This window comes from Mycobacterium cajalii, assembly GCF_045809005.2.
Taxonomy (GTDB): domain Bacteria; phylum Actinomycetota; class Actinomycetes; order Mycobacteriales; family Mycobacteriaceae; genus Mycobacterium.
The window spans coordinates 4,364,489-4,387,763 of record NZ_CM141436.1 but is presented as its reverse complement, the minus strand read 5'-3'; the positions used below and the strand labels follow the sequence as shown (position 1 = coordinate 4,387,763).

17 protein-coding genes are annotated in these 23,275 nt (G+C 68.1%); 10 read left to right on the top strand and 7 right to left on the bottom strand.

All coding sequences use genetic code 11. The features are described from left to right. Positions 1 to 98 precede the first annotated feature (98 nt). From ACJ512_RS20770 to ACJ512_RS20725, 10 genes are all read left to right on the top strand, one after another. Complete coding sequence (locus ACJ512_RS20770; protein ID WP_407689166.1) at positions 99 to 2,312, top strand: adenylate/guanylate cyclase domain-containing protein; 2,214 nt, start codon at positions 99 to 101, stop codon at positions 2,310 to 2,312. Next, a complete protein-coding gene (locus ACJ512_RS20765; RefSeq protein ID WP_369737927.1) occupies positions 2,312 to 3,799 on the top strand; it encodes a mechanosensitive ion channel family protein in 1,488 nt (495 codons plus the stop codon). The genes ACJ512_RS20770 and ACJ512_RS20765 overlap by 1 nt, the downstream gene beginning before the upstream one ends. 51 nt (positions 3,800 to 3,850) lie before the next feature. Then, complete coding sequence (locus ACJ512_RS20760) at positions 3,851 to 5,110, top strand: glutamate-5-semialdehyde dehydrogenase (protein ID WP_369737928.1); 1,260 nt, start codon at positions 3,851 to 3,853, stop codon at positions 5,108 to 5,110. A 33-nt stretch (positions 5,111 to 5,143) separates the two neighbouring features. Next, entirely contained in the window at positions 5,144 to 6,031 is an 888-nt protein-coding gene (locus tag ACJ512_RS20755; protein WP_407689163.1) for an AAA family ATPase, read from the top strand. A gap of 13 nt (positions 6,032 to 6,044) precedes the next feature. Beyond that, positions 6,045 to 7,490 (top strand): vWA domain-containing protein, encoded by a 1,446-nt coding sequence (locus tag ACJ512_RS20750; RefSeq protein ID WP_407689164.1) that lies wholly within the window; start codon positions 6,045 to 6,047, stop codon positions 7,488 to 7,490. A 109-nt stretch (positions 7,491 to 7,599) separates the two neighbouring features. Then, positions 7,600 to 8,217 (top strand): nicotinate-nucleotide adenylyltransferase, encoded by a 618-nt coding sequence (gene nadD / locus ACJ512_RS20745; RefSeq protein WP_461480147.1) that lies wholly within the window; start codon positions 7,600 to 7,602, stop codon positions 8,215 to 8,217. Continuing rightward, entirely contained in the window at positions 8,214 to 8,594 is a 381-nt protein-coding gene (gene rsfS, locus ACJ512_RS20740) for a ribosome silencing factor (RefSeq protein WP_369737932.1), read from the top strand. Before nadD ends, rsfS begins: the two co-directional genes overlap by 4 nt. Next, a complete protein-coding gene (gene gpgP, locus ACJ512_RS20735; RefSeq protein WP_369737933.1) occupies positions 8,591 to 9,265 on the top strand; it encodes a glucosyl-3-phosphoglycerate phosphatase in 675 nt (224 codons plus the stop codon). The genes rsfS and gpgP overlap by 4 nt, the downstream gene beginning before the upstream one ends. Then, positions 9,255 to 10,004, top strand: a complete 750-nt coding sequence (octT, locus tag ACJ512_RS20730; RefSeq protein ID WP_369737934.1) for a diglucosylglycerate octanoyltransferase — start codon at positions 9,255 to 9,257, stop codon at positions 10,002 to 10,004. The genes gpgP and octT overlap by 11 nt, the downstream gene beginning before the upstream one ends. Positions 10,005 to 10,059: 55 nt before the next feature. Continuing rightward, the gene (locus ACJ512_RS20725; RefSeq protein ID WP_369737935.1) at positions 10,060 to 10,890 is read left to right on the top strand and encodes a DegV family protein; all 831 of its coding nucleotides are present in this window, start codon (positions 10,060 to 10,062) and stop codon (positions 10,888 to 10,890) included. Positions 10,891 to 10,902: 12 nt separating this feature from the next. Here the strand turns inward: ACJ512_RS20725 and ACJ512_RS20720 are convergent, their stop codons facing one another. From ACJ512_RS20720 to ACJ512_RS20690, 7 genes are all read right to left on the bottom strand, one after another. After that, entirely contained in the window at positions 10,903 to 13,788 is a 2,886-nt protein-coding gene (locus ACJ512_RS20720; RefSeq protein WP_369737937.1) for an MMPL/RND family transporter, read from the bottom strand. Continuing rightward, positions 13,785 to 14,228 carry an MmpS family transport accessory protein gene (locus tag ACJ512_RS20715; protein WP_369737938.1) on the bottom strand — a complete coding sequence of 148 codons (444 nt, stop codon included), beginning with the start codon at positions 14,226 to 14,228 and terminating at the stop codon, positions 13,785 to 13,787. Before ACJ512_RS20715 ends, ACJ512_RS20720 begins: the two co-directional genes overlap by 4 nt. A 171-nt stretch (positions 14,229 to 14,399) precedes the next feature. Then, positions 14,400 to 15,449, bottom strand: coding sequence for an NAD(P)H-dependent amine dehydrogenase family protein (locus ACJ512_RS20710; RefSeq protein ID WP_369737940.1), 1,050 nt, complete (start codon positions 15,447 to 15,449; stop codon positions 14,400 to 14,402). Between the two features lie 93 nt (positions 15,450 to 15,542). Next, a complete protein-coding gene (locus ACJ512_RS20705; protein ID WP_407685334.1) occupies positions 15,543 to 17,288 on the bottom strand; it encodes an AMP-binding protein in 1,746 nt (581 codons plus the stop codon). A 40-nt stretch (positions 17,289 to 17,328) separates the two neighbouring features. Then, entirely contained in the window at positions 17,329 to 18,471 is a 1,143-nt protein-coding gene (gene pe, locus ACJ512_RS20700) for an acyltransferase PE (protein WP_369737942.1), read from the bottom strand. A 40-nt stretch (positions 18,472 to 18,511) separates the two neighbouring features. After that, on the bottom strand, positions 18,512 to 21,502 hold the full coding sequence (locus ACJ512_RS20695) for an MMPL/RND family transporter (protein ID WP_407685333.1): 2,991 nt from the start codon (positions 21,500 to 21,502) through the stop codon (positions 18,512 to 18,514). A 117-nt stretch (positions 21,503 to 21,619) separates the two neighbouring features. Further along, on the bottom strand, positions 21,620 to 23,041 hold the full coding sequence (locus ACJ512_RS20690) for a condensation domain-containing protein (RefSeq protein ID WP_369741514.1): 1,422 nt from the start codon (positions 23,039 to 23,041) through the stop codon (positions 21,620 to 21,622). Positions 23,042 to 23,275: the final 234 nt, after the last annotated feature.

Sequence of the window (23,275 nt, the reverse complement as noted above, 5' to 3'; positions counted from 1 at the left end):
CCGAATCCTGTCGAAGAAAGGCGGAGAGGCGATTGACATCGAGCGGGGTTAAAGACGCCGATCCGGCCCCTCGGACCAGCCGGGAAACCGGCGGGGAAATTGCCAGCGAAACCACTTCGGAAAGCGGCCGGGAATCCGCCGGAGAGACCGATGGGAAATCCGCCCCGGTCGAATTGGCGGGCAGAAGAAAGCACCGGTTTCTGTCGCGGCCCCGCTTCCGGTTCGGCATCCAGTCCAAGATCCTGGTGGCGCTGCTGCTGTCGAGCATCCTGGGCGTGGCGGTCATCGGCTTCATCGGGGCCGTGTCCGGCCGCGACGCGTTGGTGCAGGTCGAGTCCGAGCGGTTGATCGAATTGCGCGGATCCCAGAAGCGCGCGGTGGAAGCGCTGTTTCGGCAAGTGACGAATTCGCTGATCGTCTACAGCGGCGGATTCAGCATCGTCGAGGCAACCGACGCGCTCACTGCGGGTTTCGACCAACTTGCCGACGCGACGATCACCCCCGCCCAGCAGCAGGCGCTCGTCGGCTACTACCAAAACCAGATGATCCTGCCGATCAAGCAGCTGACCGGCGACACGATCGACCTCAACGCCGTCCTGCCGAGTTCCAACGCGCAGAGGTACGTTCAGGCGAACTACACCGCGGTGCCCACGCCGCCGAACGAACAGGCGGGCATGCGGGAAGCCGGCGACGGCAGCGCGTGGTCGGCGGCCAACGCCCACTTCAACTTCTACTTGAGCGGCATCGTGACGCGCTTCAAATATCGAGACGCGCTGCTGCTGGACACGCAGGGCAATGTCGTCTACAGCGTGCGGAAAGGGCCGGACCTGGGGACCAACATCCTCACCGGCCCGTACCGGGAATCCAATCTCCGTAGCGCCTACCAAAAGGCGTTGCGCTCCAACGATCTCGACTTCGTCTGGATCACCGACTTCCAGCCCTATCAGCCACAGCTCGACACGCCCACGGCGTGGGTGGTGTCGCCGGTCGGCATGAACGGCAAGATGAGCGGCGTCATGGCCCTGCCGGTGCCGATCGCGATGATCAACACGATCATGACCGCAGGAAAAGAGTGGAAAGCCGCTGGGATGGGTGCCGCGACCGAGACCTATCTGGCGGGCCCCGACGACCTGATGCGCTCGGATTCGCGCATTTTCCTGGAAGACCCGCAGGAGTACCGGCGCGAGGCCATCGCCGCCGGCACACCGCCCGATGTCGTCGCCCGGGCGATCCGGCTGCACACCACCGTGCTGGTGCAGCCGGTTGCCAGCTCGGGCCTTCGGGCCGCCCAGCGCGGCGAGAGCGGGACCGTCAGCGGCACCGATTACACCGGCAACCGGGAGCTGGAAGCGTATGCCCCGGTGAACATACCCGACTCAGACTTGCACTGGTCGATCCTGGCCACCAGGGACAACTCCGATGCCTTCGCGCGACTGGGCAGGTTCAGCCAAACGCTGGTGATCGCGGTGACGGCGATGATCTTCGTCATCTGCGTGGCCTCGATGCTGGTCGCCCAGGCGGCGGTGCGGCCGATCCGGCGACTCGAGGCGGGCACGCGCAAGATCAGCTCCGGCGATTACGAAGTGAACATCCCGGTGAAGTCGCGCGACGAGTTCGGCGATCTCACCGCGGCGTTCAACGAGATGAGCCGGAACCTGGCGATCAAGGACGAACTCCTCAACGAGCAGCGCCGGGAGAACGAACGGCTCCTGCTGGCGCTGATGCCCGAATCGGTGGTGCAGCGGTACCGCGGCGGCGAGGAGACCATCGCCCAGACGCATCAGGACGTCGCCATCATCTATGCCGACATCGTCGGGCTCGACGAGATCTCCAACAGCCTGCCCGGCGACGTGCTGGTCGGCATCGTCGACGAACTGTTCCGCCAGTTCGATTCGGCGGCCGAAGCCCTTGGCGTGGAACGGATCCGCACGTTCCACAATGGCTATCTGGCCAGCTGCGGTGTGATCACCCCGCGACTGGACAGCATCCACCGCAGCGTCGATTTCGCCCTGGAGATGCGCCACAGCATCGACCGCTTCAACGCCCAGACCGGTCACCAGCTGAGCCTGCGGATCGGCGTCAACACCGGCAACGTGGTCAGCGGGCTGGTGGGCCGGTCCGGCCTCATCTACGACATGTGGGGCGGGGCGGTGAGCCTGGCCTACCAGATGCACAGTGGCGCACCGCAGCCGGGCATCTACGTGAGTGCTCAGGTCTATGAGGCGCTGCGGGACGTGCGGCAGTTCACGCCCGCGGGCACCATCTCGGTCGGCGGATCCGAGCAGGCGATTTACCGGCTCGCGGAGCGGTGATGAACGCCTGGCACGCCCCGTGGTTCTACTGGGCGATAGGCATCGCGGTCGGGTTTCCGCTCGCGTTGATCGTGCTCACCGAGCTGGGTCACAACCTGGCCCGCCGCAACAGCCGTATGACCAGACAAGTCAGCCTGCTGCGCAATTACCTGCTGCCCCTCGGTGCGCTGTTGCTGCTGCTGGTCAAGGCGTCGCAGATCCCGGCCGGCGACGTGCCGGTGCGGATGCTCACCACGCTGTTCGGCTTCCTGGTGCTGCTGGTGGTGGTGTCGGGTCTCAACGCCACCGTGTTCGAGGGCGCCCCCGCAGACAGCTGGCGCAAAAGGCTTCCCGGAATCTTCCTCGACGTGGCCCGCTTCGCCGTGATCGGCACCGGTGTGGCCCTGATGTTGTCCTGGGTCTGGGGTGTACGGGTCGGCGGCCTGTTCACCGCGCTGGGCGTCACGTCGGTCGTGATCGGCCTGATGTTGCAGAACTCCGTCGGCCAGATCGTGTCGGGGTTGTTCATGCTCTTCGAGCAGCCTTTCCGGATCAACGATTGGCTCGACACGGGAACCGCGAAGGGGCGCGTCGTCGAGGTGAACTGGCGGGCCGTGCACATCGACACCGGCAGCGGCATGCGCATCATGCCGAACTCGATGCTGGCCACGACGTCGTTCACGAACCTCAGCCGCCCGCCGGGCACACACAAACTGTCGCTGACCACCACCTTCTCGGCCGCGGACCCGCCCGACCGGGTCTGCGCGCTGCTGACCCGGACCGCATCCGGCCTGCCGCAACTGGCGACCGGCGTCGTGCCCCGCTCGGTGCCCGTCGGCGGCGCCGAGTACCGCACGTCCTTCGCGCTGAACTCGCCCGCCGACGACGGTGGCGCCCGGTCCACGTTTTTGCGATGGATCTGGTACGCCGCGCGCCGGGAAGGGCTTCACCTGGACGGCGCCGACGACGACTACTCGACCGCCGAACGGGTCGAGAGCGCGTTGCGCACCGTGGTGGCGCCGGCACTGCGTCTCAGCATGGACGAACAGCGCTTGCTGCACTCGCGCGCCCGGCTCGTCCGGTACGGGGCCGACGAGATCGTCGAGTACGCGGGTCAGGTGCCCGCCGGGATGACGTTCCTGGTCGCCGGCAGCGTGCAACTGACCGCCACGGCCGACGACGGGTCCGTCACGGTGATCGGCACGCTGGCAGAGGGCTCGTTCCTGGGGCTGACGGCGCTGACCCGGCAACCGAACCTCGCCGGCGCCCACGCGCTCGGGGAGGTCACCGCGCTCGAGATCGACCGCGAACACCTCGAGCCGCTGGTGATGCGCGAACCGGTGCTGCTGCAGAACTTCGGCCGCATCATCGAGGAGCGTCGCAACAAAGTGCGCCAGGCGAGGTGCGGCGAGCGGGCGGGAGAGACGCCGGTGAAAGCCGCCCTGTCGGTGGTGCACACGGAACGCGGCCCGGCACGTCACGGCGCACCGATGCAGCGGTCGCAATGACGCGGATGGGGCAGCCTTAGTCGGCCGCTCGGCGACCGATACCCTGGTTCGATGAGTCTGCGAGCACCGTCGCGCCCCGACTTGCGCCGCGAAGTCCACGACGCCGCGCGCCGCGCCCGTGTCGCGGCCCGCGCGCTCGCGGTGTTGCCGACGGTCGCCAAGGACGCCGCGTTGCAGTCCGCGGCCGCTGCGTTGGTGGCGCACACCGCGACGATCCTGGAAGCCAACGCCGAAGACCTCGACGCCGCGCGGGCCGCCGGCACGGCGCCCGCAATGCTCGACCGGCTGGCGCTGGACGCCAAGCGCGTCGAGGCGATCGCCGCGGGCCTGCGTCAGGTCGCGGGGTTGCCCGACCCGGTCGGTGAGGTGCTGCGCGGCTACACCTTGCCCAACGGCCTGCAGCTGCGCCAGCAGCGGGTGCCGCTGGGCGTCATCGGCATGATCTACGAGGGCCGGCCCAACGTCACCGTCGACGCCTTCGGCCTGGCGCTCAAGTCCGGCAACGCCGTGCTGCTGCGCGGGAGTTCGTCGGCGGCCAGGTCCAACCAGGCGCTCGTCGACGTGTTGCGCGCTTCGCTGCTCGGCGAGGACCTGCCCGCCGACGCCGTCCAGCTGCTTCCGGCCACCGACCGGTCGACGGTCACGCACCTGATCCAGGCCCGCGGCCTGGTCGACGTGGTGATCCCGCGCGGGGGCGCCAGCCTGATCGACGCGGTGGTCCGCGACGCGCAGGTACCCACCATCGAGACCGGCGTCGGCAACTGCCACGTCTACGTGCACGAGGGTGCCGACCTGGACGTGGCGGAACGAATCCTGCTGAACTCCAAGACCCGGCGGCCCAGTGTGTGCAACGCCGCGGAGACGCTGCTGGTGGACGCGGCGATCGCCGCCGACGCGGTGCCCAGGTTGGTGGCCGCGCTGCAGGACGCGGGGGTGACCGTGCACGGCGGCCTGACCGAAGGGGCGGGCGAGGAGAATCTGCGCCGCGAATACCTGTCGATGGACATCGCGCTGGCCGTGGTCGACGGCGTCGACGCCGCCATCGCCCACATCAACGAGTACGGCACCGGACACACCGAGGCCATCGTCACCACCAACATGGCCGCGGCACAACGATTTACCGATGGAGTTGACGCGGCCGCCGTAATGGTCAACGCCTCGACGGCGTTCACCGACGGCGAGCAGTTCGGTTTCGGTGCCGAGATCGGGATCTCCACCCAGAAGCTGCATGCCCGGGGACCGATGGGGCTGCCGGAGTTGACCTCGACCAAGTGGATCGCGTGGGGGGACGGCCAGATCCGCCCAGCCTGACCTGTCGCCAAAGTGCTTGAGGAGAATGCGATTGTGAGCGTGCCCGCCCGGCCCAAGCCGCTGTTCGCCGACATCGAAGACGTCTCGCGACGGCTGGCCGAGACCGGCTACCTGCCCGACACCGCCACCGCGACGGCGGTTTTCCTGGCCGACCGGCTCGGCAAGCCGCTGCTGGTGGAGGGGCCGGCCGGTGTCGGTAAGACCGAACTGGCGCGTGCGGTCGCGCAGGCCACCGGGTCGGGGCTGGTCCGCCTGCAGTGTTACGAGGGGGTCGACGAGGCCCGCGCGCTCTACGAGTGGAACCACGCCAAGCAGATCCTGCGAATTCAAACGAGCAACGCTGCCGGACAGGGGGACTGGGATCAGACCAGGGACGATGTGTTCAGCGAGGAGTTCCTGCTGTCCCGTCCGCTGCTGACCGCCATCCGGCGCACCGACCCGACGGTGCTGCTGATCGACGAGACCGACAAGGCCGACATCGAGATCGAGGGCCTGCTGCTCGAGGTGCTGTCCGACTTCGCTGTGACGGTCCCGGAATTGGGCACCATCACCGCCGAGCGGGCCCCGTTCGTCGTGCTGACGTCCAACGCCACCCGCGAGCTCTCGGAGGCTCTCAAGCGCCGCTGCCTGTTCCTGCACATCGACTTTCCCAGCCCCGACCTGGAACGGCGCATCCTGTTGTCGCGCGTCCCCGAGCTGCCCCAGCACCTCGCCGATGAGCTGGTGCGCATCATCGGCGTGCTGCGCGGCATGCAGCTCAAGAAGGTGCCGTCGATCGCCGAGACGATCGACTGGGGCCGCACGCTGCTGGCGCTGGGCCTGGACACCATCGACGACGCCGTCGTCGCCCAGACGCTCGGAGTGGTCCTCAAACACCAATCCGACCAGCAGCGCGCGAGCGGGGAGCTGAGGCTCAACTGATGAGGCTGCACTGATGGCCGCCCGCCGTATCCGACCCACCCGGCCGCTCGCCCCGCACGGGCTGCCCGGCCACCTGGTGGGGTTCGTGGAAGCCCTTCGCGGGGCGGGCATTGCGGTGGGGCCCTCAGAGACGGTCGATGCCGGGCGGGTGATGACCACGCTCGGGCTGGGCGACCGGGAGGTGCTGCGCGAGGGCATCGCCTGCGCCGTGCTGCGCCGGCCCGACCATCGCGAGACCTACGACGCCATGTTCGACCTGTGGTTCCCGGCGGCGCTGGGCGCGCGCGCGGTGGCCCTGACGACCGACGACGAGGCGGCGGACGACAATTCACTGCCGCCCGACGACGTCGACGCGATGCGTCAGATGCTGCTGGACCTGCTCGCCGAGAACCCCGATCTCGCCGACATGGACCAGCGTCTGGTCTCGATGATCGCGCGCATCGTCGAGGCCTACGGCAAGTACAGCTCCAGCCGCGGCCCGTCGTTCTCGTCGTACCAGGCGCTCAAGGCGATGGCACTCGACGAGCTGGAAGGCAAGCTGCTGGCGGGCCTGCTCGCCCCCTACGGCGACGAGCCCACGCCCACCCAGGAGCAGATCGCCAAAGCCCTTGCCGCGCAGCGTATATCACAACTACGTAAGCTGGTCGACGCCGAGACCAAGCGGCGCACCGCCGAGCAGCTGGGCCGCGACCATGTCCAGATGTACGGCATTCCACAGCTTTCGGAGAACGTCGAGTTCCTGCGCGCCTCCGGGGAGCAGCTGCGCCAGATGCGGGGTGTGGTCGCGCCGCTGGCCCGCACCCTCGCGACCCGGCTGGCGGCCCGCCGGCGCCGGACCCGGGCCGGGACGATCGATCTGCGCAAGACGCTGCGCAGGTCGATGTCGACCGGGGGCGTCCCGATCGATGTGGTGCTGGCCAAGCCCCGCCCGGCGCGTCCGGAACTGGTTGTGTTGTGCGATGTCTCGGGCTCGGTTGCCGGATTCAGCCATTTCACGCTGCTGCTGGTGCACGCGTTGCGTCAACAGTTCTCGCGGGTGCGCGTGTTCGCCTTCATCGACACCACCGACGAGGTGACGCACATGTTCGGGCCCGAGGCCGACCTGGCGGTGGCCATCCAGCGGATCACCCGGGAGGCCGGCGTCTACAGCCGCGACGGCCATTCCGACTACGGCAACGCGTTCGTGTCGTTCGTGCAGGCCTTCCCCAACGCGCTCTCCCCGCGCAGTTCCCTGCTGGTGCTCGGTGACGGGCGCACCAACTACCGCGACCCGGCGATCGACGTGCTGTCCGACATGGTGACCGCCAGCCGCCACGCGCACTGGCTCAACCCCGAGCCCAGGCACCTGTGGGGCAGCGGCGACTCCGCGGTGCCGCGCTACCAAGAGGTGGTCACGATGCACGAGTGCCGGTCCGCCAAGCAACTGGCCGCGGTGATCGACCAGCTGCTGCCCGTGTGAGCGCCGGGCTCGCGGATGACCGGTGCGGTCACCGCCGAGAAATCGGCCTCCCGCATCGCCTCAAGTAAGCTGGCAAACCGTGCAAAAGCTGCTTCGCAGGCTCGGGGTGATGGGTGGGACGTTCGATCCCATCCATTACGGCCACCTGGTTGCCGCCAGCGAGGTCGCCGACCTGTTCGAGCTCGACGAAGTGGTGTTCGTGCCCAGCGGGCAGCCCTGGCAGAAGGGCCGGCCGGTATCGGCCGCCGAGGACCGCTACCTGATGACCGTGATCGCGACCGCGTCCAATCCCCGGTTCTCGGTCAGCCGGGTCGACATCGACCGCGCCGGGCCCACCTACACCAGGGACACCCTGCGCGACCTGCACGCGCTCAACCCGGACGCCCAGCTGTACTTCATCACCGGCGCCGACGCGCTGGCTTCCATCCTGTCGTGGCGCGGCTGGGAGGAGGCCTTCGACCTGGCGCACTTCGTCGGCGTCAGCCGCCCCGGCTACGAACTGCAGGATGAGCACATCACCGGCGTGCTGGGCGAGCTGGCCGCCGACGCGCTCACCCTCGTGGAGATCCCGGCGCTGGCGATCTCGTCGACCGATTGCCGCCGCCGGGCCGAGGAGTCGCGCCCCCTGTGGTACCTGATGCCCGACGGCGTCGTGCAGTACGTGTCCAAGCGCCGGCTCTACTGCAAAAACGAACAGGCCGGACTGGTTACGGGGAACGACACATGAGCGCCACGCAGGAAGCCATCGACATGGCGACGGTGGCCGCCGGTGCGGCCGCCGCCAAACTCGCCGACGACGTCATCGTGATCGACGTCTCCGGCCAGCTGGTCATCACGGACTGCTTCGTCATCGCGTCGGCGTCCAACGAGCGGCAGGTCAACGCCATCGTCGACGAGGTCGAGGAGAAGATGCGCCGGGCCGGCTACAAGCCCGCGCGCCGCGAGGGCACCCGGGAAGGCCGCTGGACGCTGCTGGACTACCGCGACATCGTCGTGCACATCCAGCATCAGGACGACCGCGACTACTACGCCCTGGACCGCCTGTGGGGCGACTGCCCGGTGGTGCCGGTGGACCTGTCGGCGGAATCGGCGGATCCGCTATGAGAATTCGTCGCCTGGTGATGTTGCGGCACGGCCAGACCGCCTACAACCTCGGCAGCCGGATGCAGGGCCAGCTGGACACCGAGCTCAGTGAGCTGGGCCGGGCGCAGGCGATCGCCGCGGCCGAGGCGCTGGGCAAGCAGCAGCCGCTGCTGATCGTCTCCTCGGACCTGCGGCGCGCCTACGACACCGCGGTGACGCTGGGGGAGCGGGCCGGCGTGGACGTGCGGGTCGACGAGCGGCTGCGCGAGACCCATCTCGGCGACTGGCAGGGCTTGACGCACACCCAGATCGACGCCGAGGCCCCGGGAGCCCGGCTGGCGTGGCGCGAAGACGCCACGTGGGCACCGCACGGTGGGGAGAGCCGGGTGGACGTGGCCTCGCGCAGCCTGCCGGTGGTCGCCGAGCTGGTCGCCGGCAACCCGGAGTGGGGCGACCCCGACCAGCCGGATCGACCGGTGGTGTTCGTCGCCCACGGTGGGCTGATCGCCGCGCTGTCGGCCGCGCTGCTCAAGCTGCCGGTCGGCAACTGGCCGGTCCTGGGCGGCATGGGCAACGCGAGCTGGGTGCAACTGTCCGGCCACTCCCGCGGCGAAGGCGACGGGTTCGACGGCATCGGCTGGCGCCTGGACGTCTGGAACGCGTCGGCGCAGGTGTTCGGCGATGTCCTCTGAGGCGCGTCCCACCCTGCTGGTGTTCGCCGACTCCCTGGCCTACTACGGGCCCACCGGGGGACTGCCCGCCGACGACCCGCGGATCTGGCCCAATCTCGTTGCCGCACAGCTAGGCTGGGACCTGGAGCTGATCGGTCGCATCGGCTGGACCTGCCGGGACGTCTGGTGGGCGGCGACCCAGGACCCGCGCGCCTGGGCGGCGCTACCCAGGGCGGGCGCGGTGGTCTTCGCGACCGGCGGGATGGATTCGCTGCCCTCGGTGCTGCCGACGGCGTTGCGCGAGCTGATCCGCTACGTGCGCCCGTCGTGGCTGCGGCGCTGGGTACGCGACGGGTACGGCTGGGTACAGCCGCGGCTCTCGCCGGTGGCCAGGCCCGCGCTGCCCCCGCGCCTGAGCGCCGACTATCTCGAACAGACCCGTGCCGCAATCGATTTCAACCGCCCGGGCATCCCGATCGTGGCATCCCTGCCGTCGGTGCACATCGCCGAGACCTACGGGAAGGCGCACCACGGCCGTCCCGGCACGGTGGCGGCGATCACCGAATGGGCGCAGCGCCACGACGTTCCGCTGGTGGACCTCAAAGCCGCTGTGGCCGAACAGATCATGAGCGGCCGAGGCAACCCCGACGGCATCCACTGGAACTTCGAGGCCCACCAGGCGGTCGCCGAGCTGATGCTCAAGGCGCTGGCCGAAGCCTTGCAAAAGGCTCAAGTGGCGGCCGAGAAGCCGTGTGACTGACCGTGACCCGCGCCGACGACGATGCAGAGCGCAGCGATGAGAAGGAGCGGCGCTGATGACTGTCGTGGTGGTGACCGATGCGTCGTCGCGGCTGCCGGCCGACCTGTGCGAGAAGTGGGCGATCCGCGTGGTCCCGCTGCACATCCTGCTCGACGGCGCCGACCTGCGTGAGGGCGTCGACGAGATCCCCGAGGACCTCCACAAGCGTCACGCCACCACCGCGGCGGCGACGCCGGCCGAACTCGACGCCGCCTACCGGCAGGCGTTGACCGACAGCGGCGGCGACGGCGTGGTGGCGGTGCACATCTCCTCGGGCCTGTCGGGAACCTGTGCCGCCGCGCAACGCACGGCGGCCGAACTGGGCCCGGCCGTGCGGGTCGTCGACTCGAGGTCGGCCGCGATGGGCACCGGCTTCGTCGCGCTGGCCGCCGCGCGGGCCGCGGCCGCGGGCGGCGATCTGGAGGCCGTCGCCGGCGCCGCCGGCGCGGCGGTGTCCCGCGGCCACGCCTACATCGTGGTCCACCGCCTGGACAACCTGCGCCGCAGCGGACGGATCGGCGGGGCCAAGGCGTGGTTGGGCACCGCGCTGGCGCTCAAGCCGGTGCTGCGCATCGAGGACGGGAAACTCGTTCTGGCCCAACGGGTGCGCACGGTCAACAACGCAACTGCGGCGATGATCGACCGGGTCTGCGAGATCGTGGGGGAGGACTCCGCCGAGTTGGCGGTGCACCACGTCGCCAACCCCGACGGCGCCGACCGGGTCGCCGCCGCGCTGGCCGCGCGGCTACCGGCGTGCCGGCCCGCGACCGTGACCCCGCTGGGGCCGGTGCTGGGATTGCACGTCGGCGCGGGAGCCGTCGCGGTGTGCGTGCAGCTGTCCGGGTAGTGCCGCGGGCAATCAGCGGTGCGCCGGCACCGGTATCGGCGAGGTGTCGGCCTCCTTGGCCACCGGCTGCTGCCGGCGCCCGTAGTCGCCGCGGGGGTGGACCACCTGCGGCCACCAGAACCAGCGCCCCAGCATGGTGGCGATGGACGGCATCAGCAGCGTGCGCACGACCAGGGTGTCGAGCAGCAGACCGATGCAGACCGTGGAGCCGAACTGCCCCAGCACGGTCAGCTCGCTGCCCAGCATGGCCGCCATGGTGAAGGCGAACACCAGACCCGCGGACGTCACCACCGTGCCGGTGCCGGCCATGGACCGGATGATCCCGGTCTTGAGGCCGGCGTGGATCTCCTCCTTGAAACGGGAGACCAGCAGCAGGTTGTAGTCGGACCCGACGGCCAGCAGGATGATGACCGACAGCGCCATCACGATCCAGTGGATCTTGAAACCGAACAGGTCCTGCCAGATGAGCACGGACAACCCGAACGACGCCGCGATCGAGCTGCCCGCGGTGCTCACGATGACCAGAGCCGCCACCACGCTGCGGGTCAGCAGCAGCATGATCATGAAGATCAGCGTCAACGCCGAGATCACCGCGATCATCAGGTCGTACTTGGCGCCGTCATGCATGTCCTTGAAGGTCGCCGCCGTACCGCCCAGGAACACCTTGGCGTTCGACAGCGACGACTGCTTGAGCGCCTCCTGGGCGGCCAGGCGCTCGGAGTCGACCCGTGAGATCCCTTCCGGGGTCATCGGATCGCCCTGATGGGTGATGAAGAAACGCGTGGACTTGCCGTCGGGGGAGAAGAACATCTTGATGCCGCGGATGAACTCCGGGTTCGAGAACGCCTCGGGCGGAAGGTAGAAGAAGTCGTCGTTCTTGGACTTGTCGAAGCTTTGCCCCATGACGATCGCGGTGTCGTTCATCGCGTCCATCTGGTCGAGCATGGCCTCGAAGGTGCTGTGCATCGTCAGGGTCAGCTCGCGGGTGGTTTTCATGCTGTTGATCTGCGGCGGCAAGATCGCGGCCAACTGGTGCGTGAGCACGTCCAGGGTTCTTGTGTCTTTTGACAGGGAATGGATGGTCTCGGCAAGCTTGTCCGTGTCGTCCAAGGCGTCGAAAATGGAGCGGGTCGACCAGCATATCGGGATGTCGAAGCAGTGTTTCTCCCACCACAAGTAGCTGCGGACCGGCCGCCAGAAGTCGTCGAAATCCGCTAGGTGATCCCGCAGCTCATCAGTGATGTTCGCCATTTTTTCGGTGAGATTCGCCATGTCGTGAGCATTGTCGGCCATCTGTTTCGTGAGGTCATACATCTGCTCCAGATAATTTATGGTGATCTGCTGCTCATCCGCCATCTTGAGGATGTCGGCCATGCGCTGCCTGAGGAAGTCCATGTTCTGCATGGTCGTCTGGCCCTGGACGCTGTTCTGGAACGGGATCGAGCTGTGCTGGATGGGGATGCCCAGGGGCCGGGTGATGTCCTGGACCATGGCGATGCCGTGGGTGCGGATGAGGTTTCTGGCGACCTTGTCCAGCACCAGCATGTCGGCCGGGTTGCGCATGTCGTGGTCGGCTTCGACCATCAGCATGTCAGGGTTCATCCGGGCCTGGGAGAAATGCCGGTCCGCCGCCGCGTATCCGAGGTTGGCGGGCGCCGATCCGGGCAGGTAGTAGCGGTCGTTGTAGCTGGTGACGTAGCCGGGTAGGCCCAGCATGCCGATGAGCACGACGGTGGCGCTGACCGCGAAGATCGGCAGCGGCCAGCGCACCACCGCGGTGCCGACGCGGCGCCACAGCCGGCCCTTGGCCGCCTGCTTGGGTTCGAACAGGCCAAAGCGGCTGCCCACGAAGATCACCGCCGGGCCCAGCGTCAGGCCAGCCAGCACCACGACCAGCATCCCGATCGCCACGGGCGCGCCCATGGTGCTGAACCAGGGCAGCCGGGCGAAGCTGAGGCAGTAGGTGGCGCCGGCGATGGTCAGGCCCGACCCGAGCACGACGGGCGCCACCCCGTGGAACGTGGTGTAGTAGGCGGTTTCCCGGTCCTCGCCGGCCGCCCGCGCTTCCTGGTAGCGCCCGACCAGGAAGATGCCGTAGTCGGTGGCCGCGGCGATCGCCAGCATCGTCAGGATGTTGGCGGCGAACGTGGTCAGCCCGAACGCGTTGACGTAGCCCAGCGCGGCGACCACCTGACGCGAGCACGCCAGCCCGACGAAGGTCATGAACAGCTGGATCACGGTGGTGACGATCGAGCGGTACACCAGCAGCAGCATGACCGCGATCGCGCCCAGGGTGAACAGCGTGATCTTGGCCAGGCTGGAGTTACCGATGACGTGCATGTCGTCGGAGAGCGCCGCGGGCCCGGTGACATAGGCCTTCACCCCCGGCGGTGCCGGGGTGTTGTTGACCGCCTTGCGCACGGCCTCGACGGAATCGTTGGCCAGCGTCGTGCCCTGGTCGCCTGCGATGTTGATCATCACGTAGGAGGCCTTGGCGTCGGCGCTCTGCGCCCCCGCCGCGGTGAACCGGTCACCCCAGAAATCCTGGATGTGCTGGACGTGCTCGTGGTCTCCGCGCAGCTTGCGGACGATCTCGTCGTAGTAGCGGTGGGCGGCGTCGTCGAGCGGCCGCTGGCCTTCGAGCACGACCATCACCGTGCTGTTGGAGTCGAACTCCTGGAAGTTGTGGCCGAGCCGCATCATGGCCTTCATCGACGGCGCGTCTAGCGGAGCCATCGGCGCCGAGTGCGCCTCCCCGACGACTTCCAGCGTCGGGATCGCGACGTTGAGCAGGACCGTCACCGCCACCCAGCCCAGGATGATGGGCACCGCGAAGATGCGGATGAGGTGCGGGATGTACGGGCGGTGGCCGCGCCGGGCGGCGCTCGGGGCGGTCATGCGGACTTCACCAGGCAAAACGCCTGCGCGTTGACGCCGTTGAATTCGTGTTGCTCGCGCAGCTGGCCGTCGACGGTGATCCGGCAGCCGATCCGGTCGGCGTCAGTCTGGGCCATGATGTTGGCGCTGACCGCGGGCAGGGTCGTGGACAGGGTGTACGACCACGGCAACGGCGCCCCGTTGACCTGGTGGGTGTTGGCGTCGGCGTCCCAGTAGTTGATGTTGGCGGTCGACCCGGGCGGCCCGGTGATCTCATAGGTGACGACCTTGGGATTGAACTGCACGATCTCGATGCCCGCGCCGGCATTGGCGTTGAGGTCCTGCGAACCGAAGATCCTGTGCAGTCGCGACACCACCAGTCCCGAGGCGCTCAGGACGACCACCAGCACGAAGGGTATCCACGCTTGCTTGAGATGGCCACCGATGGAAACCGCTCTCATGTCACCGCCTTCCACTCACTGCTGCGCGTGTCCGCCGTCCTGCCGGATCGGAACGCTCGACACCGTCGACGACCAGCCAAATCATCAGAACATTTGCTCAGCTAAGTATCGTAAACCTTAATGCACGGAACCGTTCCTCCGGGCCCGTTTGGTGTGGCGAACGGCATAGCTTCAGCGAGCCACCCGGCCGGTGACCGGCGGCAGGTCGGCCAGCGTCGCGATGCCGGGGCGCGCCGCCACCACCGCCGGGACCGCGTTGGTCACCGGCATCGCGGTGTAGATCATGCCCAGGCCCATGAACCCGGGCTCGGTCCAGTCCTTGGGCGGCAGGCAGTGCAGCACGGTGCGCATGTTGGGCAACCCGAACACCTGGATGACGTGGCCGTTCTCGAGCGGCTTGGGCGGCGCCACGTGGTTGCCCATGGTCCAGTTGAAGCCGACGCTGACGACGTTGCGATCGCCCTGCCAGCCGCGGTGGTACCCGTAGACGCCGCCGACCGTTCCCGCCGGGATCTTCATGAAGCCCAGATCGGAGTCGTCGGTGGCCGCGGTGAACGTGACGTCGAAGGTCATCCTGTCCAGCTTCGCCCCGATCGCGTCGGCCATCATCGCCGCCGATTCGGCGAACACCTCGCTCTCCCGCCGCACGCTCTCGGCCAGGCCCGGGGTGTCGGGATCCTGGGAGAAGCCCATCGCCGTCTGGGTCTCCGCCGACTCGTAGGTCGAGCAGTCCACCGACTCGGTGATCCGGATCTCGTCGACCCACTCGCAGGAGGCGGACAGCACCATGCCGACCATGTTCGTCATCCCGGGGTGCGCCCCGCTGCCGAAGATCGTCGACTGCCCCCGCTCGCAGGCGTCCAGGATGCGTTGGCGGTCCTGCGGGGTCTGCTTGCCCCCGGTGATCCAGGCCGCGCTGGTGCACACGTTGACACCCGATTCCAGCAGCCGCACCAGTTCGTCGACGCTGGGCCACAACGGGTTGTAGCAGCACGCGTCGGCGTCCAGGGCCAGCAGTGCGTCGATGTCGTCGGTCGCGCGCACACCGGTCGGTTCGGGCCAGCCGGCCAGGTCGGCGGCGTCGACGCCGACCTTGTCCGCCCCGTGCGCGTACACCCCGACCAGTTCCATGTCGGGCCGGCCGATGACGGCGTGCAGTGAGCGGCGCCCGATGTTCCCGGTGGTCCACTGGATGACGCGAAGGGGACGGTTTGTGCTCACGGGGGCTCCTTTGCCGGTGCGATTCGACTCATTATGTGCAACCGGTCACCGTGCCCGCGGGCGGGGCGGCCCCCACCGCCGCCTGGTTGCTCCTCAGGCGTCCAACCGGGTGAATCGGCCCTCGCGGTACTGCTCGACGCAGGCGGCCCGCCGGATCTTGCCGCTGGTCGTGGTGGGTATCGACCCGGGCGACACCAGAACGAGGTCGCCGACGCTCAAGCCGTGCGCGTTGGATATCGCCGACGTGACGTCGCTTCTGACGCGGGCGAGCCGGTGCAGCGCCGCCTCGTCGGAGTCGCCCCTCTTCTTGAGTTCGATCACGGTGACCAGCTCCTCGGTGCCGTTCACCGGAACCGATATCGCCGCGACCCGGCCCCCGGTGAGCTCCTGGGCCGTGGCCTCGATGTCCTCGGGGTAGTGGTTCCGCCCGCGGATGATCAGCAAGTCCTTGATGCGCCCGACGATGAACAGCTCACCGGAGAAGACGAAACCCAGGTCGCCGGTTCGCAGCCACGGGCCGCCCGGCGTGCCCGGCGACGGGTCCACCAGCGTCGCGCCGAAGCAGCGCTGCTCCTCCGGCGGCTTGCGCCAGTAGCCCTCGGCGACGTTGGGGCCGTGTAGCCAGATCTCGCCGACCACGTCGGGCGGGCACTCCCGGCCCGTGTCGGCGTCGACGATCCGCAGCGTCGGGGAGTGCGGCACTTTGTATTTGACCAGCGCCGTGCCGGTCCGGGCCGCACCTGGCCGGACGCGGCCGGCGGACAGCTCATCGGCATCGAAGCGCACCGCGCTCGACGACTCGCTCCAGGTGCCGGCCGTCACGAAGACGGTCGCCTCCGCCAAGCCGTAGGAGGGGCGCACCATGTGGTCTTGAAAGCCGAAGTGGGCGAACCGGTCGACGAAGCGCTGCAAGGTGGCCGGCTCGACACGTTCGGCGCCGCTGATGATGCCCAGCACGCCGGAGAGCTCGAGCCCGGCGAGGTCGCCGTCGCCGGTTTTGCGGGCGGCCAGGTCGTAGGCGAAGTTCGGCGCCGCCGAAAACGCGTGCGGACTCGTGGCCAGGGATCGCACCCACCTCGCGGGCCGTTCCAGGAACGAGACCGGGCTCGCCAGCTCGCCGCGATAGCCGCCCAGGATCGGTGCGCAGACGCCCAGCACCAAACCCATGTCGTGGTAGAAGGGCAGCCACGACACGATGGTGAGATCCGGCGGGGCTTTGATGTTGGACTCCGTGAAAAAGCTCCGCATCAGCTGCTCGAAGTTCACCTGGAGGTTGCGGTGCGAGATCATCACGCCGGTCGGCAGCCGGGTGGAGCCCGAGCTGTACTGCAGATACGCGACGCTGGGCAAAGCTGTTGCCGGAAGGGATGTTCCGCCATCGGCATCCAGATTCAGCGAATCGATTTCGACGATCTTCGGCACGGCCTCCAGGCGTGCCCGATCGACATATTCGGTGATGTCCTCCGCGACCGCGGACGTCGTGAGGACAACCGCGGGCGACGTGTCGGTGAGGACCGCGCTCACCCGCTCATGGGTCGAGCCGCGGTGCGGCAACGGGAGCGGAACCGCGATCAGGCCGGCCTGCATGGCTCCCAGGAACGCCGCGATGTAGTCGAGGGACTGCGGAGCCAGGATCACCGCCCTGTCCCCGGCCGAGCCGTGCAGGCTGAGCTCGCGCGCCAAATTCATTGTCCGGCGGGACAACTGCGACCACGTGAGGCTCTCGGGAACGCCCGCCCAGTCGTCGTCGAAATCGGTGAACGTAAAGGCGACGTCGTCGGGCCGCAGGCTGGCACGGCCGTGCAGCATCGAGAGAATGGAAGACTGGGGCTGCGTCACATCACGTCCGTGCCGATTTCTCCGAGGCGGCGCATCGGAGTCAGTGGTCGGCCTGTCCCGCGCCATGGGACAACACGGACAAGGCACCGGCGAGGATCTGCGAGAACGGGTCGGCCCCGCCGCCGAAGGTGGCCTGGTTGGCCGGCGCGGTGACCTCCGCGGGGTCGAAGCCGTGCAGCGGGTCCACCTGAACCGGGGCGGTCGACGGGTCGTCGTTGCGCGCGTAGCCCGCATTGACCCGGGGCGTCAGGATCGCGTCGAGCTTGTTGAGCGTGTCCTCCGAAATCCCGATGTAGGCCAGGGGCATGACCAGCGGAAGGTGCTTCTCCGGGACCATGACCGTCGTGATCTTCGCGCCCCTGGAGTTGACCGTGGTCCTGATGTTCTGCGGCGGCACCATGCCCGGGTTCGTGAAGGCCACCGCGGTGTGACCCGTGGCCAGGCCCATGACGGTGTTGGCGAGGGCGAACATGTTGTCCGGCCGGTCCGGGAAGTCCGCGATGGAGTCGTACGCGGCCACGAACTTGTCGGTGTCGTATTGGCTCTGGTACGGGGGCGGCATGGTGTAGTCGAGCGCGGGGACGACGCTGCCGACGGGGAACATGGCGGACAGGAAACTCTGACCGAAGGCGTGCCGCCCGATCGGGTCGCCGAATGTGGCGAAGTTCAGGGTGTCCGGCGGCGGAGCGGCCGGGTCGTCGGCCAGTCGAGCCTGCGCGCCGTCGACCACGAACCCGCCCTCGGACAAGCCGATCGCGGTGCCGGGCCGACCCGACTTGATCGCCCCGACGAGATTGTCTATTCCCACGTCGACCGACTCGCCGACGCTGGGCCCGTCCAGGCCCAGGCCCGGGAAGTTCTCATCGAGCTTGCCGATGCCCGGGAACAGTCGCCCCAGCACGTGGCCCTGCACCTGCCCCGCCGGGTAGCCGATGATTTCGCGCTGCTGGCCGGGGAACCATTGGGCGCCCTCCTGGCGGATGTACTCGTCGTAGGGGATGCCCAGAACGTGAGCGCCCCCGAGCGCGTACGCGGTCTGGTCGCCCGGTGCCCCCGGTGTCGGCGGCCCGCCGATGGGCGTGTCATCGGCCGACGCGGTGGGGGCCGAGGCGGTGGGGACGCCGAAACATGCTGTGGCGCTGACGGTTACCAGCGCGGCGACTCCCGCGACCAGTTTCTTCATCCCTACCCCTGACCCCTCGGATCCTCTAGTTTCACACACATCAAGTTCGCGCGCTAACCCGGTTGCGCCTCGGCGCGCCCGCCCGTGACGGCCACCAGTTCGCCTGACCGACCAGCGCGGCGATGGCGGGCACCGTGATGGTGCGAACCAGGAAGGTGTCGAGCAGGATTCCCACACCCATCACGAAGCCGCCCTGGACCACGGTGCCGATGCTGGAGAACAGCAGGCCGCCCATCGAGGCGGCGAAGATCAGACCCGCCGCGGTGATCACACCGCCCGTCGAACTGAGGGTCCGGATGATGCCGTACCGCACGCTGTGCGGAGATCCGTCACGCATCCGCGAGACCAGCAGCATGTTGTAATCGGCTCCCACCGAGACCAGCACGACGAACGCCAGCGGCGGCACGCTCCAATGCAGATGCTGGCCGAGCAGGAACTGAAACACCAGCACGCCGACACCCACCGCCGACAAGTACGAAACGACCACGGAAGCAACCAGATACAGCGGCGCCACGATCGCACGCAGCAGCACGATCAACGTCAACAGCACCACGAGCAGGGTCACCGCGATGATGAACCGGATGTCGTGTTCGTAGTAGTCGCGCGTGTCTTTCAGGCCGACGGTGAAACCCGCCATCGACACCGTGGCGTCGGCCAGGGCGGTGTTCGGCTGGGCTCCCCGCGCCGTGGCGATGATCGCGTTGACCTGGTCCATGGCCTCGTTGCTGAACGGGTTCAGCTTAGTTTGCACCAGGTACCGCACCGAGTGGCCGTCCGGCGAGATGAACACCTTGGCGGCCTTCTGGAATTCCTGCAGGTGCAGCAGCTGCGAGGGGATGTTGAACCCGGCCATCGCCGGTTGTGCCGCGTCTTGCTTCAGCGACAACAGAAAATCCGCCGATTCGCTGAGCCCCGCCCCGAGGCGCTTGACCTGGTCGACGAGTTGAGCCACCGCGTCGGCCACCTGGCGGCTCCCGCCGGCGAATCGATCGGCGCCGCTTTGCAGGCTGTTCAGGTTCGCCTGCAGGCCGCCGGGTTGGTCCATCCCCATCGACTTCAGCACGGCGGCCAGCTTCGCCAGCGCCTGACGCAGGCGGTCGGTGGACGCTTTGAGGGCCCGCTTGTCCGGATACTCCTGCAGTTGGTGGGACAGGTCGTTGATCGCGTCGAGGTCCGCCTGATCGCGCCCCCCGGTCAGTTGCTCCAAGGTCGCGCGGGTGTCGCTGCACGACAGGTCGGCGTCGCAGACCGGGTTGCCCTGCAGCGCCGCCAGCACCGGGCTCATCCACCCGAACATGTTCTTGGCGGCGGAGAAGTTCCAGCCCATCGCGTTGCTGAGCGAGTTCACGTGGTCGACGAGTTGGGCCGCGATGTCGACCTCTTTGACGAGTGTGTCGCCGCTGTACTGGTTCTTCGCCGAGGAGAAGGCATTCTCCAGCTCGTGCACGCCGGCGGCGAGCTGGTCGACCTGGCCGCGCACGTGACTGAGGTTGTCGGCCAGCGTGCCGGCTCCCTCCACCAGGCGGTTCAGGTCGCCGGTGTGGTCGCTGATCAGGGTGGACCCGCTGGCCAGCAGGGTTCCGATGGCGCCCGCCTGATAGGTGGCCCGGAACTGTTCGGGCACGTTTCCGGTGGGACGGGTGATGCCGCTGACCGCGGCGACGTTCGGCAGCTGGCTGACCCGGTGCGCCATCTGTTCCAGGTCGGCGAGGGCCCGGGGCGTGCGGAGGTCGTGCGGCGACTGGACGAGGATGTACTCCGGGATGGACTGGTTGACGGGGAAGTGGCGATCCAGCGCGGCGTACCCGAGGGAACTCGGAGCGGAAGCCCGCAGGGCCTTGCGATCGTCGTAGTTGTAGCGGACGAAGGTGGCGCAGCTGGCCAGGATGGCCAGCACCAGCAGGCTGGCGACCAGATGTACCGCCGGCCGGCGCACGATGCGGATGCCCGAACGCCGCCAGAACGGGGCGGTCAGTTCGCGCCGCGGCTTGACCCAGCCGCGCGGACCGGCGATCACCATGATCGCCGGCAGCAACGTCATCGCGGCCAGGTATGCCACGCCGATCCCGATCGCCGCCGAGAACCCGACCGTCTTGAACACCCCCATCCGCGCGAAGCTGATGAGGAGGAAGGTGATTCCCACGGTGCTGGCGGATGCGGTGATCACCTTTCCGATCGAGGTCATCGCCTTCTTGACCGCCTGATCGAAATCCGCGCCGGATCGCCGGTAGTCGTGATACCGGCTGATGAGAAACACCGCGTAGTCGGTTCCGGCGCCGGCCATGATCGCGCTCAGGAACACGATGGACTGGTTCGAGACGCCCGAGCCGGTCAGTTGCGAATAGCCGGCCACCAACGCCTGCGCGATCACCAGCGACAACCCGATCGTCGCCAACGGCAGCAGCATCGTGATCGCGCTGCGGTAGACCATCAGCAGGACGATGAGCACCAGGACGGCGATCGCCAACTCGATGGGGAGCCGGTCCCGATCGCCCGCGACCGTGAGGTCGGCGACGGTTGCCGCGGGGCCGGTGAGGTGTGCCGTCAGGGGCGTGCCGGAGACGGTGTGCGCGACGATGTCGCCGATCCGTTGGAAAGCGGCATAGGACCGCGGAGTGCCCAGTTCCCCCGCCACGCCGACCGGCAGCACCCAGGCTTTGTGGTCTTTGCTGGTGAGGACCGGACGTAGGGGCGGCGTGCTGACGAAATCCTGCAGCATCAGGACATCCCGCGGGTCCTGGCGCAGACCGTCCACCAGTTTGCGGTAGGCGGCTTCGTCGGCGGGGCCGAGCCCCTTGTCGTCAGTCAGGACGACCAGCAGCAGGTCGTCCGAGCCCGATTCGTGAAACGCCTCGGTCATCTTCTTGGCGGCGACGTTCGACGGTGCATCGTTGGGCAGAATGGTGAGCGGATGCTTCTGGGCCATCTCGTTGAGCGACGGCAGTGCCAGCGGCAGGGCGGCCGCGATCGCGAGCCAGATCCCGATCACCGCCCAGGGCCACCGCACCACGAAATCCGCTAGCCGTCGCATGTCGTCCTCAACCCCGGCCGGCGCTCGCCGGCGACCCGCGCCAACGCTCTCCCGGCCGCCGTCGGATCGCGCAGTTCCGCGATCCGAGCCGGATGAGCGCCAGCGAAGTACTCCGAGCTAGGCAACGCGCCCCCAGTGCCCGCGGCCGGCGACCCGCGTGCACACGGACTTCATCGCTTCGAGATAGCGGGTGACTGATTTCTCGGCCACCGGGTTGTCGGGATACATGATCGCCATCGCCGTGCCCGCCCCGTAGCGAAATATGTAAATGGTCAGCTGGTAGGAGAACCGGCTGTCGGAGTAGATCCCGATGTTGTTCGCATAACCCAGGTCGGCTGCCGCGAGCACGGCGTTGAGCGGCGCCGCGCCGCCGTGCAAGAAGTTCGTCACCGGGAAGTTCGGCTGTGGCCAGCTCAGCCACGGCGCCAGTTCCAATACCCGGTAGTACGGCACCTTCGCCAGGTGCTGGCCCGAATCGAAAGACGCCTGCGCCGCCCAGGCGGCATCGCTGAAAGAGGCCGCGGCTATCGGCACGGTGATCGGCACCAGGCCGGTGAACCAGCCCTGCGTCATGAAGTTGTCCGTGGTTCTGCGTGTATCCCTGGGGGTGAGGCCGTAGTAGGTCAGAGCACCGGTGAACTCGTGCTCCACCAGGGCGATGCACGCGAACAAGCCGCCGACGAACCGCGCGCCGACCGCCGTGCAGGCCGATTCGAACCGCTCCGTCTGCTCCGCGTCCATCAGCAGTTCGGAGACCATGTCGCTGCCGCCGGGCTCCAGCGGGTTACCCAGTGGCAGCGGGAACTCGGGAAAGCTACCGTTGTTGTTCTCGGCGAAGTCGATCCACGCGCGTACCTGAGGCGAATCCACGGTCAGCGTCGACGTGTACTGGCGCTCGCGGGCGCAGAACTCGTCGAAGCTGCCCGCATCGGGAAGCGCCAGGCCTTCGGCGCCTTCGCTCAACGCCGTATACATCCCATTGGCCTCGAGCATCGTCGTGCCGATCAGGGTCGCATCGCCGTGGACGTGGTCCATGGCGGCGAAGAAAGTGAAACGGTCTTCGCTCTGCACGATCCCGAAGGTCCAGCAGCCCCACTCCAGCGGATTCGGGATGCCCACGAGATGGGCGCGTATTTCGTCGACCGTCATCGTGCCGTGGTCGATCGGCACGAACTCGATGTCCGCAGGGTCGTTGATGGCGTGCCTTACGAACTTTCCGTCACCGATGTGGTCGAACCAGCTCCGGAACGTGTCATGCCGACGCAGGTAGGCGTTGAGGGCGCGGTCCATGGCCGCGACATCACACCGGCCGGGCACGTCGCAGGTGCCGATGATCTGCCGCGAGAAGCCCAGGCCCGCGACCGTACGCTCGTGATAATTGCGAAGATGCTGGCCCTGCATGTAGCTGACCGGCACGGAGCTGACCGGGGCCTGCCGGGCCTTTTCGGCAGCCGCGGTGGTCGGGTGCCAGGAAATGACCGTGCCTGGAGTCGGCCTCCAATCGTCGAGTGAGCCGATCGTTATTTGCCCGATTTGCAATACGTTCTCCCCGGTTTTCCACGTTTTCCAAGGCGGCAGCCGGGCCGCGCTGGTCGCGAGACCAAGATAGCCCTTGCGGCAACCACCGTCGGTGATATGGGCAGATGCCCCCGCCACGGCCGGCCGGGTTCGGCGGGCGGTGGTGGTTCTGGTGGTGCGGCACCGCCCGACGCGGAGGGCCCGGCGCGCGGCCGTGCCCGAATGATACCGGCGCGATGCGGCACGCGAAGCACG

Excerpts from the sequence above, each read along its gene's own strand:
- ACJ512_RS20695 (WP_407685333.1), bottom strand. The coding sequence starts at position 21,502 with ATGCGACGGCTAGCGGATTTCGTGGTGCGGTGGCCCTGGGCGGTGATC.
- ACJ512_RS20765 (WP_369737927.1), top strand. The coding sequence starts at position 2,312 with ATGAACGCCTGGCACGCCCCGTGGTTCTACTGGGCGATAGGCATCGCG.
- rsfS (WP_369737932.1), top strand. The coding sequence starts at position 8,214 with ATGAGCGCCACGCAGGAAGCCATCGACATGGCGACGGTGGCCGCCGGT.
- ACJ512_RS20725 (WP_369737935.1), top strand. The coding sequence starts at position 10,060 with ATGACTGTCGTGGTGGTGACCGATGCGTCGTCGCGGCTGCCGGCCGAC.
- gpgP (WP_369737933.1), top strand. The coding sequence starts at position 8,591 with ATGAGAATTCGTCGCCTGGTGATGTTGCGGCACGGCCAGACCGCCTAC.
- octT (WP_369737934.1), top strand. The coding sequence starts at position 9,255 with ATGTCCTCTGAGGCGCGTCCCACCCTGCTGGTGTTCGCCGACTCCCTG.
- pe (WP_369737942.1), bottom strand. The coding sequence starts at position 18,471 with ATGAAGAAACTGGTCGCGGGAGTCGCCGCGCTGGTAACCGTCAGCGCC.
- ACJ512_RS20760 (WP_369737928.1), top strand. The coding sequence starts at position 3,851 with ATGAGTCTGCGAGCACCGTCGCGCCCCGACTTGCGCCGCGAAGTCCAC.
- ACJ512_RS20720 (WP_369737937.1), bottom strand. The coding sequence starts at position 13,788 with ATGACCGCCCCGAGCGCCGCCCGGCGCGGCCACCGCCCGTACATCCCG.
- nadD (WP_461480147.1), top strand. The coding sequence starts at position 7,600 with ATGGGTGGGACGTTCGATCCCATCCATTACGGCCACCTGGTTGCCGCC.
- ACJ512_RS20715 (WP_369737938.1), bottom strand. The coding sequence starts at position 14,228 with ATGAGAGCGGTTTCCATCGGTGGCCATCTCAAGCAAGCGTGGATACCC.
- ACJ512_RS20750 (WP_407689164.1), top strand. The coding sequence starts at position 6,045 with ATGGCCGCCCGCCGTATCCGACCCACCCGGCCGCTCGCCCCGCACGGG.